Origin of the sequence: Ellagibacter sp. (assembly GCF_048412355.1) — a bacterium.
In the GTDB taxonomy this organism is placed as follows: domain Bacteria; phylum Actinomycetota; class Coriobacteriia; order Coriobacteriales; family Eggerthellaceae; genus Ellagibacter.
Genome location: NZ_DBFSAP010000033.1, coordinates 1 through 14,205, shown reverse-complemented (window position 1 = coordinate 14,205; position 14,205 = coordinate 1). Strand labels below are relative to the sequence as shown.

The following is a 14,205-nucleotide window of genomic DNA, read 5'->3' as shown; positions in this document are numbered from 1 at the left end:
CTACGAACGTGGTAACATTCATCATCATGAGAGCCCCTTCCATGAGTGCGGCGTGGCCGCCACGGTTGACTAGACACCTTCCATTGTCGGCCTAATCCACGGAAAGTCATGCAGCAGGGGCTCTCAATTTACTGTGTCCTGTTCATATCGTCTGCAGGTCAGTGAAGAGCGGGTCGACTGCCCGAGCGACGGCAAGCTCGAACATGCGGATTACCGACGACATGTTCTGCGCCTCGTCGGGCAGGGCCTCGAGCACGTAGGCGATATAGGCCGTGAGGTAGTTCGCCGCAGCAAGCGGCCAAAAGGAGTCGCTCGCATGCTCGTCAGCAGGGCAGATGGCTGAAGCGATGGAGATGATGTCCTGCTGCATCGGCCGGCCCTCGCACCAGCGAATGTGGTCGAGCGGGTTGTATCCGATGGTGCCGTCCATGGCGTTGAAGTCAATGCAGTCGACGATGTAGCCGTTTTCCTTGAGGTAAGGGCCCATCTCGTGATAGAGGGAGCCTTTGCAATCGAGCACAATGTAGGACCCTTGGCATTGCAGCAGGTTCGGCTTGACGTGATTGCGCGTTTTCCCGCCGCCCGACGACCCGAGCACGAGAACGTTGTTGTTCAGCCCGCTTCGCCATGTATCGCAGCTGACGGATTTGTTGGCGGAAAGCAAGGTTTCTCCCTGGTAGGCTCTTCGCTGCGGGTTGCAAGCAGGCTCGCTTTCGGGCTTTGCGGCGGGGAAAGCTTGCGCGAGTTGGTTTCGCTTGGGATCTTTGACGATGGTTTTGAATTCAGTGGCCTTCATAAACTGCTCCTTAGGTTGAGAGTTGACGGTGGATGGGGAATGAGCGGGCGGGGGAAGGGCGAGCGAAGGATGGGCGGGCGAGGGAGCGAACGGCTGGCGCACAGCTTACCCGCCCGCTATCCGAGCAGGCTCGAAGCCCTCGCACGGCGCCGCTACAGCGTGCTTATCACGCGATCGGCGAGGTGCGCCGACACCGCGTCTTCCGCCTCGAAATAGGTGTCTCGGGCGGTGATCTCGAAGACCTGTTCGAGATCCATTCCCGAATGCTGGGCGATGACCTGTGCCGTTATGTCGCGAATGCGCATCAGGTCGTCGGCGCGTGCCTTCACCGAAAGGGCACTTCCGCCCACGCCTCCCGAAATGAGCGGATCGTGCACCATCACGCGGCTGTGCGGCAGCATGTCGCGCGTGTCGCCGGCGATGAACAGCAGCGCTGCCATGCTCGACGCAAGCCCCAGACACACGGTGCGGATGGGGCAGCTCGTGGCCTGCATCACGTCGTAGAGCGCCAAACCCGAGCTCACCTCGCCGCCGGGGCTGTTAATGAAAAGCGTGATGGGTGCCGCTGCGTCGACCTTTTGCAGATAGAGAATCCCGCGAATGATGACCGCCACCGATTCCGAGTCAACGGGTCCGGAAAGCTCGAGCTCGCGGGAGGCGAGCATCGCGTCGCGGATGTCGAAACGCTGAATGCCGAGATTAGTTTCCTCGATGATTTGGGGAGGGTAGACCGAAGTGCTCATGCCGTGCCTTTCTTCGAATGGCGCCAAGCGCCGGAGGGTTGTTAAGGGCAGGGTGATGCAAGGCTCGACGCCAAACGAGCGCTCACCGTCATGCAAGTTGCATGGTGGGAAAGAATGCGCACGAAGGCTCAGCGATGCCGCTCCTGCTCAACATTTCCTCATCTTCAGTTGTTGCGGTATTGCGAACGGTCATGTAACACGCCGCAGCTCGTAAAGCCGCTCGAAGCAAAGGCAGCCGGTGCCGCCCCCATGCCGTGTATGACGGGGAATTCTGTGACACACTTCGAGAAGCAAGGGCAGCCGGTGCCGCCCCCAGAACTCCCTATAAAAAAGACGGACCAGCCGTCAACGGGTGCCTCCAAAGTATAGATGAAGAAGCCCCAAAATGGCAAGCATTAATTGGAACGCTTGTTCGAATAGTATTCTCATCAGGCGTTTTAGCCATAACGCGACGCGCTGATAGCGCCAACCACAGCGCGGGGGAATGCGAGCACATGCCGCACCCTCGCGCCGTTCGGCTGCCCGCTTGCGGCTAATCCTGCGTCATGCGGCGATAGCGCTCGAAGCGGCGCAGCGCGTCCTCTTTGCCCTGCTCGAAGAGTCTCTCGGCCTCCTCAGGGAAGGTCTTGGTGAGCGAGGCGTAGCGGTTCTCGCCCGCGACGAACTCCAAGTAGTCCCTGGTGGGCGCCTTGGAGTCCAGAGTCATCGGGTGCTCCTTGCGCGGGTCGTAGCGGTACAGCGCCCAGTAGCCGCTTTCCACCGCACGCTTCATCTCGCCTTGGACATCGTGCATGCCGCACTTCAGGCCGTGCGAGGTGCAGGGCGCGTAGGCGATGATGACGGAGGGGCCGTCGTATTCCTCGGCCTCCTTGAGCGCCTTGACCAGCTGGTTGTAGTTGGCGCCCATCGCCACCTGGGCGACATAGACGTTGCCGTAGCTCATAAGGATTGCGCCCAAATCCTTCTTGCCCGTCTTCTTGCCGCTCGCCGCGAACTGCGCGACGGCGCCCGCGGGCGTGGCCTTCGAGCTCTGGCCGCCGGTGTTGGAGTAAACCTCGGTGTCGACCACGAGGACATTCACGTTAGCACCGCTCGCAACCACGTGGTCGAGCCCACCGAAGCCGATGTCGTATGCCCAACCGTCGCCGCCGAACATCCAAAACGTCTTCTTAGCCAGCTGATCTTTGAACTTGAGGACCTCCTCGCACACCTTCTTGGCGCTGTTGGTGAGCGAACCTGCCGAAGCCTCGATTGCTGCCACGAGCGTATCGGAGGCCGCGCGCGAGGCGTCGAAGTCGTCGAAAGCGGCGAGATAGGACTCGCACGCAGCCTTGACCTTTTCCATGGCGGCGGGCTCGGGTGCGTCGCCTTTGCCTTCCTTCGGGTTCTCCAGGCCGCACGTGAGCACCTGCAGAAGCTTCTTGACACGCGCCTTCTCGGCCACGCGCTGCTGAGTCGAGCCCAGGTAGAGACCTAACGATAGCTCGGCGTTGTTCTCGAAAAGGCTGTTGGTCCACGCAGGGCCGAACCCGCGCTTGTTCACGGTGTAGGGGATGCCGGGGAAGGGCGCGCCCCAGGCCTGCGAGCAGCCTGTGGCATTTGCCCAGTACACGCGGTCGCCGAACAGCTGGGTGAGAAGCTTGGCGTAGGGTGTCTCGCCGCAGCCCGCACAAGCAGCGGAGAACTCGAGGAGCGGCTGTTTGAACTGCGAGCCCTTGACCGAATAGGGATCGAACACGCTGCCCTTGTCGGCAAGCTGCAGGCCGTATTCCCACAGCGTGCGGCTCGCGTCGGTGAACTTGGCGGGCTCCATGGAAAGCGCGTCTGCCGGGCACACGTCGGCGCAGCTGCCGCAGCTCGTGCAGTCGAACTGACTCACTTGGAGGGTGAAGCGCATGCCATTGGGCAGGTTCTTGCCGCCCTTGAGCGCGACGGTCTCGAACCCGGCGGGGGCGGTGGCGGCCTCCTCCTCGCTCACCAGGTAGGGACGGATCGCGGCGTGGGGGCACACGAAGGCGCAGCGATTGCACTGGATGCAGGCGTCGGCCTTCCACGTGGGCGTCGTGACAGCGATGCCACGCTTCTCGAAAGCGGTGAGACCCATGTCGATGACGCCGTCCTCGTAGCCCGCAAACACGCTCACGGGGAGCTCGTCGCCTTTCTGGGCGTTCACGGGACGCAGGATGCTCGTGACCACAGCTGGCAGACCCTCGTCGCCACCAAGCTCGTCAAGTTCGGCATTTGCCCAGCTCGCAGGGACCGAGACCTCCACGCACCTCTGGGCGCCCTCCTCGATGGCGGCCACGTTGCTTGCCACCACAGCGTCTCCCTTGCGCGCGTAGGTCTTCCGCGCCGCGTCCTTCATATAGTCGAGGGCTTGCTCGACCGGCATGAGCCCTGAAATCTTGAAGAACGCCGCCTGGAGCACGGTGTTGATGTGGCTGCCCAGACCCACGCGGTGCGCGATCTCGACCGCGTCGACGGCGAACAGGTGGATGCCGTTCTGAGCGATGTAGCGCTTCATCGCTCCGGGCAGGTTGGCGTCAAGCTCCTCGGCCGTCCAGCCCGTGTTCAAAAGGAACGTACCGCCCGGCTTCACCTCCTGCACCATGTCGTACTGTCGCACGTAGCTCTGATTGTGGCAGGCGACGAAATCGGCGCGTTTCACGTAATACGTGCTGCGGATAGGTTTTTTCGACAGGCGCAAGTGCGACTTGGTCACGCCGAAGGACTTCTTGGAGTCGTACTCGAAATACGCCTGCGCGAACAGGTCGGCGCAGTCGCCCAAGATGCGGATGGTGTTGTGGTTGGCGCCCACCGTGCCGTCGCCGCCTAAGCCCCAGAACTTGCAGCTGTAGGTGTCGGCGTCCTTGATGTCATCGAGCGGACGGACGGGAAGCGACAGGTTGGTCACGTCGTCGTTGATGCCGATGGTGAAATCGCGCTTCGGCTCGGGTGATGCAAGGTTCCTAAACACTGCGACGATCTGAGCAGTGTCGGTGTCCTTGGAGGAAAGCCCGTAGCGCCCGCCAATGACCGTCACCTTGCCCGCGCGCTCGCTGTTCGCGATAACGCTCGAGACGTCCAGGAAGAGCGGCTCGCCGGCCGAGCCCATGCACTTGCAACGGTCAAGCACCGCGATGCGCTTTACGCTTTCGGGCAAGGCGCCCAGGAAGTGCTTCGCCGAGAAGGGACGATAGAGGTGCACCTGCAAGAAACCGTAGCGCGTGTTCGTTCCCGCAGCCTGGGCCTTCGCGTTCAAATAGTCGCATGCCTCCTGCGCGGTGCCCGAGACGCTGCCCATCGCGACCACGACGTCGGTCGCGTCGGGCGCGCCGTAGTAGTCGAACACGTGGTGCTCGCGGCCTGTCACGCTGGCGACCTGCGCCATGACGCCCTCGACCACGTCGGCCAGCTCGTCGTAGGCGGTGTTGTTCGCCTCGCGCACCTGGAAGTACACGTCGCCGTTCTGTACGGTGGCGCGCAGCATAGGGTGCTCGGGGTTCAGGGCGCGCGCCCTGAAGCGCTCGAGCGCCTCGGTGTCCATGAGCGCGGTGAGCTCCTTGGTGTCGGGCATGTCGATGCGCGAGAGCTCATGTGAGGTACGGAAACCGTCGAAGAAGTGCATGAACGGGACGCTGCCCTTCACAGCGGCGAGGTGCGCAACGGCCGCCATGTCGGCCGCTTCCTGAACGCTTCCCGAGCTGAGCTGCGCAAAGCCGGTGTCGCGGCATGCCATGACATCGGAGTGGTCACCGAAGATGCTCATGGCGTGCGTGCCCACCGTGCGGCTCGCCACATGCAAGACACCTGGCAGGCGCTCGCCGGCGATGCGGTAGAGCACAGGTATCATAAGCATGAGGCCCTGGCTCGAGGTGAAGCTCGTGCCCAGGCCTCCTGCCTGCAGCACGCCGTGGATGGCCCCGATCGCGCCCGCCTCGGACTGCATCTCGGTCAGCTGCACGCGCTGGCCGAACATGTTCAGGCGGCCCTGGGCGCTCCAGCGATCGGTGTGCTCGGCCATGGGCGAAGACGGCGTGATGGGGTAGATCGCCGCCACCTCGGTGAAGTCGTAGGCGACATGGGCCGCAGCCTCGTTGCCGTCAACCGTTACGTAATTGCTCATCTTAAAGTCCCTCTCCCCGACAATGGTGCCAAACGCAAGCGGGGGCGCGCATGACGGCCCCCGCAAAACGGTCGTTCTCGATACAGGTTACTTCTTCGCGAGATCCTGAAGCCCCAGTTCCTGAACGGCGGCTTCCCTCATCTTGTACTTGAGGATCTTGCCTGCCGCGTTCATGGGGAAGGAGTCCACGAACCTGATGTAGCGAGGCACCTTATGACGCGCAATGTTGCTCATCATGAACTCGCGGATCTCGGCCTCGGTCATGGACTCGCCCTCCATGAGGATGATGCAGGCCATGGCCTCCTCGCCGTACTTCTTGTCGGGCACGCCCACGACCTGGCAGTCGCTCACCTTGGGGTGTGTGATGACGAAGTCCTCGATTTCCTTGGGGTAGATGTTCTCGCCGCCGCGGATGATCATGTCCTTTAGGCGGCCAGTGGCCACGAAACAGCCGCGATCGTCGCGCATGAGCAGGTCGCCAGAATGCAGCCAGCCGTCCTCGTCCACCGTCTTGAAGGTGGCGTCGGGCATCTTGTAGTAGCCCTTCATGATGTTGTAGCCGCGCGAGCAGAATTCCCCAACCTCGCCGTTGGGCAGCTCTTCGCCGGTCTCCGGGTCGATAATCTTGCACTGGACGTGCGGGAACGCGTAACCGACGGTCTCCGTGCGCAGGTCGAGCGGGTCGGTCCAGGCGCTCATCGTGGAACCCGGAGCCGATTCGGTCTGGCCGTAGACCGACACGATGCCGGTCATGTTCATCTCGTCGGGCTGTGCGGCGCGCTTCATGAGCTCGGGCGGGCAGCCGGCTCCGGCCATAATGCCCGTGCGCATGTGGCTGAAGTCGGTCTTCTTGTAGTCCTCGTGGTTGAACATCGCGATGAACATCGTGGGAACGCCGTTGAAGGCGGTGATCTTCTCCTGCGTGATGCAGTGCAGCGACGCCTTGGCGCTGAAGTAGGGCATCGGGCACAAGGTCGCGCCGTGCGTCATGGACGAGGTCATCGACAGGGTCATGCCAAAGCAGTGGAACATGGGCACGTGAATCATGAAGCGGTCCGCGGTGGACAGGCCCATGCGGTCGCCGATGCACTTGCCGTCGTTCACGACGTTGCGGTGCGTGAGCATGACGCCCTTGGGGAATCCTGTGGTGCCGGAGGTGTACTGCATGTTGCAGACGTCGTCGGGGCGAACATCGGCGGCCATGCGCTGGATCTTCTCCAACGGCACAAGATCGGAGCGCTCCATGGCCTCATCGAAGGTGAGGCAGCCAGGCATCTCGAAGCCGACGGTCACGACGTTGCGCAGGAAGGGAAGCTTCTTGCAGTGCAGCTGCTCGCCGGGTTTGGCCTCGGCAATCTCGGGGCACAGCTCATTGATGATCTGGCGGTAGTTGGAATCCAGGGCGCTCTCGACCATGACGAGCGTGTGCGTGTCGGACTGACGCAGCAGGTACTCGGCCTCGTGGATCTTGTAGGCGGTGTTCACCGTGACGAGTACGGCGCCGATCTTGGTGGCCGCCCAGAAGGTGATGTACCAAGCAGGCACGTTGGTGGCCCAGATGGCGACCTTGCTGCCAGCCTTCACGCCCATGGAGACAAGCGCGCGGGCGAACGTGTCGACGTCGTCTCGGAACTCCTCGTAGGTGCGCGTGTAGTCGAGCGTCGTGTACTTAAAACAGTACTGATCGGGGAAGCATTCGACCATCTTGTCGAGCACTTGCGGGAAGGTCAAGTCGATGAGCTCGTCTTTCTTCCACACGTACTCACCTGTGCCGTCGTGGTTGAGGTAGAGCGTGCGGCGCTTGCCGCGGGTGTCCTCGAAGCGCTCCATGTAGTTCACGAAGTGCGGGAAGATGACCTCCATGTCGGTGAGGTCGGGCATCCACGCGGGATCCCACTCCAGCGACACGTAGCCGTCGTAGTCGATGGAGGACAGCGCGCGCACTACCTCGTCGATGGGCAGCGTTCCCTCGCCGACCAGGTTGAAGCTGCCGTCGTCGTCGGAATCGCGCATGTGCACGTGTTTGATGTAGGCACCTAAGTTCTTGACCGTCTGTGCGGGGGTCTCGCCGCCTGTGCGGTAGACGTTGTGGACATCCCACAAGGTTCCCAAATAGTCGCTGGCGTAGCGGTCCATGATGCCCGCCATGCGCGTGGTGCTGGAGAAGATGCCGCTCGACTCGATCAGCAAGACGACGTCGCTGGCTTCCGCATAGGGCACAAGCTCCGCCAGTGCGGCATGGATAGCGTCCTCATCATCGTTTTGCGCCACGACGACGACCCGCTCGACACCGGCAGCGGCAGCGAGGTCGATAAGGTCTTTGGCGGCCTGGACCTGCTCCTTGCCCGCCGAGATGTCGACGGAGGAATCGAGCGCGGGGATGCACAGCCCCTTGTCGCGCAGCGCGCGAGCGGTTGCCTGGGTGTTGTAGCGCTCAAGCGGGCCACCTTTGCCGGTGAAAACGGCGTTGATGATGGGGTTGTGAATCTCGATGCCGGAAAAATCCATCTCGAGCGCGGTGCTCACGAGCTCGTCCCAAGAGTGGTCGGCCCAACCGCGGGTGGAAAAGGAAAGCTTCATTAGTTCTGCTCCTCGTAAGCGATCTTGTTGAGCGCGTTGATGTAGGCGCGGATGCTGGACTCCACGATGTCGGTGGAGATGCCGCGACCGGAATAGACCTTGCCGTCGGCGATGAGCTTCACGATGGACTCGCCCATGGCCTCGCGGCCCTCGGTGACCGCCTGGATGCGGAAGTCGTCGAGCTCGTAGTGCTTGCCCACGACCGACTCGATGGACTTGAAGGAGGAGTCGATGGGGCCATCGCCGAGGGAAACCGCCTCGATGACCTCGCCGTCCTTGCGCAGGGAGATGTGGGAGGTCGCCTTGAAGCTCAAACCGGCGTTGATGACATAGCCCTCGAGGATATAGGTGGGAGGCACCTGCAGGGCAGCGGATGCCACGATGGCGTCGAGCTCGGTCGCACCCACGCGCTCCTTATTGGCAGCGATCTTCTTGAAAGCCTCGAACACCGCAGCGGCGTCCTCGTCGGAGAGGCTATAGCCCAGACGCTCGACATACTGCATGACGGTGTCCTGGTCGTCGCCAGCGGTGAGCACGACCCCCTCGACTGCCTCGGAAACGGAGCCGGTGAACTGGGCCGCCTTGGAGCGGTCCTCGCAGCACAGGCGTGCGACCTGGTTCATGGCGCGCTTGAGCTCGGTCACGCGGACGTGGCACTGGGCGTCCAGTGTATCGGACTTCGCGGCGAGGATTCTCGCTACGTTGTCGAGCGCGACAACGCCCATGGGGTAGGACGTCGCCTTGACCAGGGAAGCGCCTGCCATGACGCCGGCAACGGCGCAGGCGTCCGCCATATTGAGATTATTGCAGCACGAAATACCCAGATCGATTTCGGCAAGTTGGGGAGCAGCCTTGAAAAGGTCGCCGATAAACTGGGCGAACTCCTCAGGCAGCATGGAGCCCGCGGCGTCGCACACGGTCACAGTCTTGGCGCCGGCGCGGGTGACGGCCTCGATGACCTTCGCCAGATAGGCAACGTCAGTGCGGGTGGCGTCGATGGCGACGAACTCGACGTCGTCGGTGAGCTCGGCGCACTTGGCAACGGCGCGGGCGGCGTCGTCGATGAGCGCGTCTGCCTTCTTGCACTGGATGTATTCCATGGTGGAAGGGCTCACCGCAGCCTCGACCTGCAGGCGGACGCGCTGCGCGCCCTTCGCGGCGCTCCAAACCGCCTCGATGCTCTCATCGTCCATCTTCACCGGAACGGCGAGCGTGCTGTTCTTCACCAGGGAGGCGATCGACTTGATTCGCAGGCTGTCCACCTTTGAGGACTCGATACCCTCGACCTCGATGGCGGCGACACCAATACGGTCGAGTATCTTCACGATTTCAAGCTTTTCCTTGAAGGATAGGGAAAGCGCCTTCGAGGCAGCTGCTTCCCTCATCGTGATGTCACTGACGCGTATGTCTCTCATGTACGACTCCTGACTTATACCAATCGTTCCCTAGGAAGTGCCTGCGGCAATCCCAACCGAAGCGCTCGCGGGCACTCAAACACCTACCTTAGCGCTAAAGTTTGCATTCTCGCACCTCATGCGCAAGCAAGCGATAAAAACTGCCAATTTTAGCGGTAAACGCCGATTCGCTTCTGCGTTTCTGCGGAACTCAACCTCAACCTCATCCTGCTCGAAAAGGACGCGCTCGCGGTTTGCGCCGTCACACGCCGAGTCGAATCGCTGCTACGATATCCTTGAGCAGCTCAGGGGGGAGCTCTTCAAGGTAAGGGGGCAAGATGAAAAAGCTCATGACTGAAGAAAGCGAGGGATAACCGATGATGCTTGAAACCGAGAGATTGCTCTTGCGCCCTTGGAGGGAATCCGATGCCGAAGATCTCTACCGCTATGCCAGCGACCCAGAGGTCGGTCCTATCGCGGGGTGGCCCGTTCATACGAGCGTCGAGAACAGCCGAGAGATCATCCGCGATGTCTTTTCCGCCGAGGAGACGTACGCGGTGTGTCTAAAAGAGGACAGGCGCGCCATCGGAAGCATCGGCCTCATCCCGCCTGAGCAGACCCAGGTCGCCGCGCCGCCTACGGAGATGGAGATAGGTTTTTGGATCGGCGTCCCGTTCTGGGGCCGCGGCTACATCCCGGAGGCGGTTCGCGAAATTCAACGGCATGCTTTCGAGGACCTTGGCTGCACGGCACTTTGGTGCGGCTACTACGACGGCAACGAGAAGTCAAAGCGCGTCCAGGAGAAGTGCGGGTTCGCCTTCCATCATACCGAGGAAGGCGTCGATTGCCCTCTGATCGGCGATGTGCGCATCGAACACTTCACGTATCTGAGTCGGGAGAAATGGAGTCCCCTATAGGTTCCTAACGTTCTTCAGGGGTATCGGGGTGCTCGCGCCACGGCGGCGGGTTCATCACCGTCATATCGAGGCGAAGAGTCTGCGCGATGAGCGTCGCAAGCTCCTCGTCGGTGATGTCGGGCTTCGCTTTCATCATGCCTACAATGCCGAACAGGAGAAGCCCAAAGGTCTCGGGAACCAGCTCGATCTCGATGGTTCGGTAAGCAAGGTACTCGGAGACGATATAGTCTTGGATGCACGCGACACATTCACGCACAGCTCGCGTTGCGAATCGGTCGCGCATCCCCAACTCTTCAAGCACGCCGATCAGAGGGCGGGGGGTGCCGTCGGCGGTGTAGAGCGTGCGGCGAAACGCCGCGACGCAGTTCTTCAGCTCCGAGGGCGTGTCGCCAAAGGCGCGCAGCTCGTTCCAAGTCGATACGCTCTCGACCACGTCCTCGAGGTAATCATCGATCACGGCGTCGGTCACGGCCTGCTTGTCGGGAAAATAGTAGTACACGAGGCTGCGGGTCACACCGGCCTTGCGCGCGATGGCAGCCATGCTGGTCGCCGTCACGCCCTGCGCTTCGTAGAGTTCGCGCGCCGCCAGCATGATGTCGCCAGCGGTTCCTTCCAGCCTCATGCTCTTCCTGACCTGTCGCGTCACATGATGCGGCAGGTCAGAGGTAAATTCTGGCATCGAGTCGCCTCTCCTTGCGACCATGGCGGCTCCTTCGCCAACATCGGGGCCGCCTTGCTCGCTGCGATTCGCGAGAGTCAGTTCCTCGCATCAACGGTTTTCGTCGACGACCTCCTGATACTTCTTGGTGTCATTATAGAGCTCGTCTTTCAACGGGTTGAGCTTGAGCACGCGGATTCGATGGAACTGGTAAGCGGCGAGGGCCACATTGGAGGCAAGGGCGATCAGGCTCACGACAAAGAACGCCGTAGGGTTGTGCGTCGTGGGGATTTCCGCAAAGGTGTAGAACTGCGGAAGCGCCATAGCGAACATCGCGTAGAGCGTCAGCGTCTGCGCGCGATGCTGCAACCAGGCGCCGCGCTTGGTGAAAAACGTGGGCACGGTGCAAGCGATGAGCAGCGCCAGGCCAGTGTACGTGGAATGGTCGGACATGCAATTGTAGGTGTAGGCGAAGTTCCACAGGTCGTAGGCGATGATCCACATCCACAGCATATCGGGCCAGATCATGTCGCGCGACTTGTCCTTCGAGATGAAGATTCCGAACCAGCCGCAGATGGTGATGATGTTCAGGATGCCCGCGATGGCGTTCATGATGTTCCAGGGGCCCGATATCATCCATACGTGGTCGACGACGGCGCCATCCCACAGCCCGTAGGAGAACATCTGCACATCGCGCACCACAGCTTCGCAGATGTTGATAGCCAAGATGAGCGGCGGGAAGCACAGCGCCCAGCGCTTTTCGTACAGATGGCGCACGCGGCCGTCGGCGCCGCGCCACTTCACGAACCTCAGCGCCATGAAGCCGACGCACCCGGCCAGCGCCGAGTAGGTTTTAGCCCAGTTGAACCAGTTGCCCGTGCCATACTCGTTGCCGGGCGCCGCCGTGTGGGGCCACACGAAAATGGTGAACACGACGGGGGCGACGACGAACAGAGCCACGCCGCCCCATACGCTTGTGCGTCCGAACTCGTTGAATGCCATCAGGGCGAACACGACGAACAGCCAGATTGCCCATACCATAGGGTCGGATGCCTGGTACAAAATGCCCATGGGTCCTCCTTCTGTCGAAAGGCACGCCGCCGCGTCTTTCCCTAAACACATGCGGCGGCGCAAGTTCTCATAGCGCTACGGGCGCGTAACCATGGTCTTGACGCGGCCCTTCTCATCCCAAGCGGCCTCGTAGCCGAACTCTTCAAGATTGGCCAAGGCAGCCTCGCGCTGGTCGTCCGGAACGTCGATGCTCTCGAGATACACCCTGCGGAAGCGCGGGTTGTCGATGTAGAGCTCCTGCTTGAAGGGGTTGCGCTTCTTCCCGAAAATCGTGTATGCCTGGTAGATGAACACGCACGCATTGAACGCAAGGGCGATGGCGGAGATGGTCATGTGCGCCGCAGGATTGTTCGTTGAGTGGACCACGAACGCAGGATGCAAGAAGAACCAGGGAATCGTCATGGTGACAATCATGTTCACGGCAAGCGTGCGGACGCGATGCTGGGCGTATGCGCCGCGCTTGATGAAGAACGCGGGAATGGTGCACGCCGCAAGAAGCACCAGGCCGCAGTACATGGAGCGGTCGGAGACGCTGTTGTAGGTGTAGGCGAAGTTCCACAGGTCGTAGCCGATGATCCAGAACCACAGCTGATCGGGCCATACGTAGTCCTTCTTCTTGCCGCGGCTGACGATAATGCCGAAAAAGCCGCAGATGCAGATGGCGTTCAAGATTCCCGCAATGCCGTTCATGACGTTCCACGGGCCGCCGACCACCATGTAACCGTCCACGATGCCGTTGACGCCCGTGAGCTGGAAGTCGCGGATACACGCTTCGAGGATGTTGACGGCGAAGATGATGGGCGGAATGCAGACGATGTACTTTTTCTGGAACAGGGGGAAGTACACGATCAGCCAGCCTAAGATTGCTCCGGCCAAACACGAGTAGGTCTTCACCCACTGGAACCAGGTGCCGGCACCTGTGCCCTCGACCGCAGTGTGGGGCCAAACGAAAATGGTCAAAACGAGCGGCAGGGCAATGAAGATGACCGCGCCAACCCACTTGTTCAAGCGCGACAGCTCGTTCATACCGATCAAGAACACCAGATAAAGCAAAACGCTCACAATCGCCGTCGCAGAAAGCGGCTCGTAGAAGAACATGGCATCTCCCCTTTCTCCTCCTGTGCACCGGCAAACCGCTCTGAAGGGGTTTTAACATGACCGAGAAGGCCCTTCACCTGGGCGATTTGCCTCTTTAGCGCGAAGTGTAGCAAGGAGTTTTCTCGTTGGTTTGACGTTTGCACCTTGATTCGTCAAAACTGGGAAGCCGACTGCTGCCCGCCATTGGCCAGTAGGTCTTCTAATGTCCCTCTTTTGAGACATGGGGGTGCCGAGCTCGTTGGTATTATTTTGCATGTAAAGGCCAGCCTAGCTGGGGCCGACCAACGATAGGAGACTGAAATGGGATTCATGGACAACGTCATGGGCAGCTTTAACGACGAGGCTGGGAAAATCAACATCGGAACAGGCCAATATCGCGTTATGCAGGTCGTCCTGAGGGAGAAGTTCGTCGGCAAAGGATCGAAAAACTTCGCCGAAATCGAGGAGCTTTGCAACCAGCAGTACGCTGAAGGATATCGCCTTCACACGTTCGCTCAGTCGACGGCAGGCTCCACCGGCATCGGCGGCGGCGATCGAACCGTGTGCAACCTCGTGTTCGAGCGCATGAACTAACCCAGGCGCGCCGGGAAGCTTCGTGCCCCGCGCCCTCGCACGCACAAACAAGATGCGCCCCCGAGCGTTCTCGCGCGCTCGGGGGCGCATCTTGTTTGCAGCGCGAACCGCAGCGACGCGTGGACTTGCAAGCGCAGGCATGATATAGTTCGCCCATGTCGTTGGGCGAAAAGGAGCGTCGAGGCAGTGCATTTCCCCTGCAGAGCAACAGGAAAGGCTCATATGCACGGCCTCCGTGCCCCTCTATTC

The 14,205-nt window shown here is 61.1% G+C and carries 10 protein-coding genes; 2 read left to right on the top strand and 8 right to left on the bottom strand.

Translation table 11 applies throughout. From position 1 onward, the window contains the following. Positions 1–142: 142 nt before the first annotated feature. From ACMRQN_RS04090 to ACMRQN_RS04070, 5 genes are all read right to left on the bottom strand, one after another. The gene (locus tag ACMRQN_RS04090) at positions 143–796 is read right to left on the bottom strand and encodes a type IV secretory system conjugative DNA transfer family protein (RefSeq protein ID WP_418733938.1); all 654 of its coding nucleotides are present in this window, start codon (positions 794–796) and stop codon (positions 143–145) included. 152 nt (positions 797–948) lie between these two features. After that, positions 949–1,539: a ClpP family protease gene (locus ACMRQN_RS04085; protein ID WP_418733937.1), complete on the bottom strand. Its 591-nt coding sequence runs from the start codon at positions 1,537–1,539 to the stop codon at positions 949–951. Between the two features lie 532 nt (positions 1,540–2,071). Then, complete coding sequence (gene nifJ, locus ACMRQN_RS04080; protein WP_418733936.1) at positions 2,072–5,665, bottom strand: pyruvate:ferredoxin (flavodoxin) oxidoreductase; 3,594 nt, start codon at positions 5,663–5,665, stop codon at positions 2,072–2,074. Between the two features lie 87 nt (positions 5,666–5,752). Continuing rightward, entirely contained in the window at positions 5,753–8,245 is a 2,493-nt protein-coding gene (locus ACMRQN_RS04075; RefSeq protein WP_418733935.1) for an AMP-binding protein, read from the bottom strand. Further along, positions 8,245–9,660 (bottom strand): alpha-isopropylmalate synthase regulatory domain-containing protein, encoded by a 1,416-nt coding sequence (locus ACMRQN_RS04070; RefSeq protein ID WP_330032901.1) that lies wholly within the window; start codon positions 9,658–9,660, stop codon positions 8,245–8,247. Before ACMRQN_RS04070 ends, ACMRQN_RS04075 begins: the two co-directional genes overlap by 1 nt. Positions 9,661–10,016: 356 nt before the next feature. Here ACMRQN_RS04070 and ACMRQN_RS04065 point away from each other — a divergent pair, with 356 nt between their 5' ends. Next, on the top strand, positions 10,017–10,556 hold the full coding sequence (locus ACMRQN_RS04065; protein ID WP_418733934.1) for a GNAT family N-acetyltransferase: 540 nt from the start codon (positions 10,017–10,019) through the stop codon (positions 10,554–10,556). Between the two features lie 4 nt (positions 10,557–10,560). Here ACMRQN_RS04065 and ACMRQN_RS04060 read toward each other — a convergent pair whose 3' ends face one another. The 3 genes from ACMRQN_RS04060 to ACMRQN_RS04050 all read right to left on the bottom strand — a co-directional run bounded on the left by ACMRQN_RS04060 (position 10,561) and on the right by ACMRQN_RS04050 (position 13,383). Then, positions 10,561–11,235, bottom strand: a complete 675-nt coding sequence (locus tag ACMRQN_RS04060; RefSeq protein ID WP_418733933.1) for a TetR/AcrR family transcriptional regulator — start codon at positions 11,233–11,235, stop codon at positions 10,561–10,563. Between the two features lie 90 nt (positions 11,236–11,325). Continuing rightward, positions 11,326–12,285, bottom strand: a complete 960-nt coding sequence (locus ACMRQN_RS04055) for a DUF5692 family protein (RefSeq protein WP_418733932.1) — start codon at positions 12,283–12,285, stop codon at positions 11,326–11,328. 75 nt (positions 12,286–12,360) lie between these two features. Continuing rightward, entirely contained in the window at positions 12,361–13,383 is a 1,023-nt protein-coding gene (locus ACMRQN_RS04050; protein WP_418733931.1) for a DUF5692 family protein, read from the bottom strand. Between the two features lie 300 nt (positions 13,384–13,683). Here ACMRQN_RS04050 and ACMRQN_RS04045 point away from each other — a divergent pair, with 300 nt between their 5' ends. Beyond that, the gene (locus tag ACMRQN_RS04045) at positions 13,684–13,956 is read left to right on the top strand and encodes a hypothetical protein (RefSeq protein WP_418733930.1); all 273 of its coding nucleotides are present in this window, start codon (positions 13,684–13,686) and stop codon (positions 13,954–13,956) included. Positions 13,957–14,205: the final 249 nt, after the last annotated feature.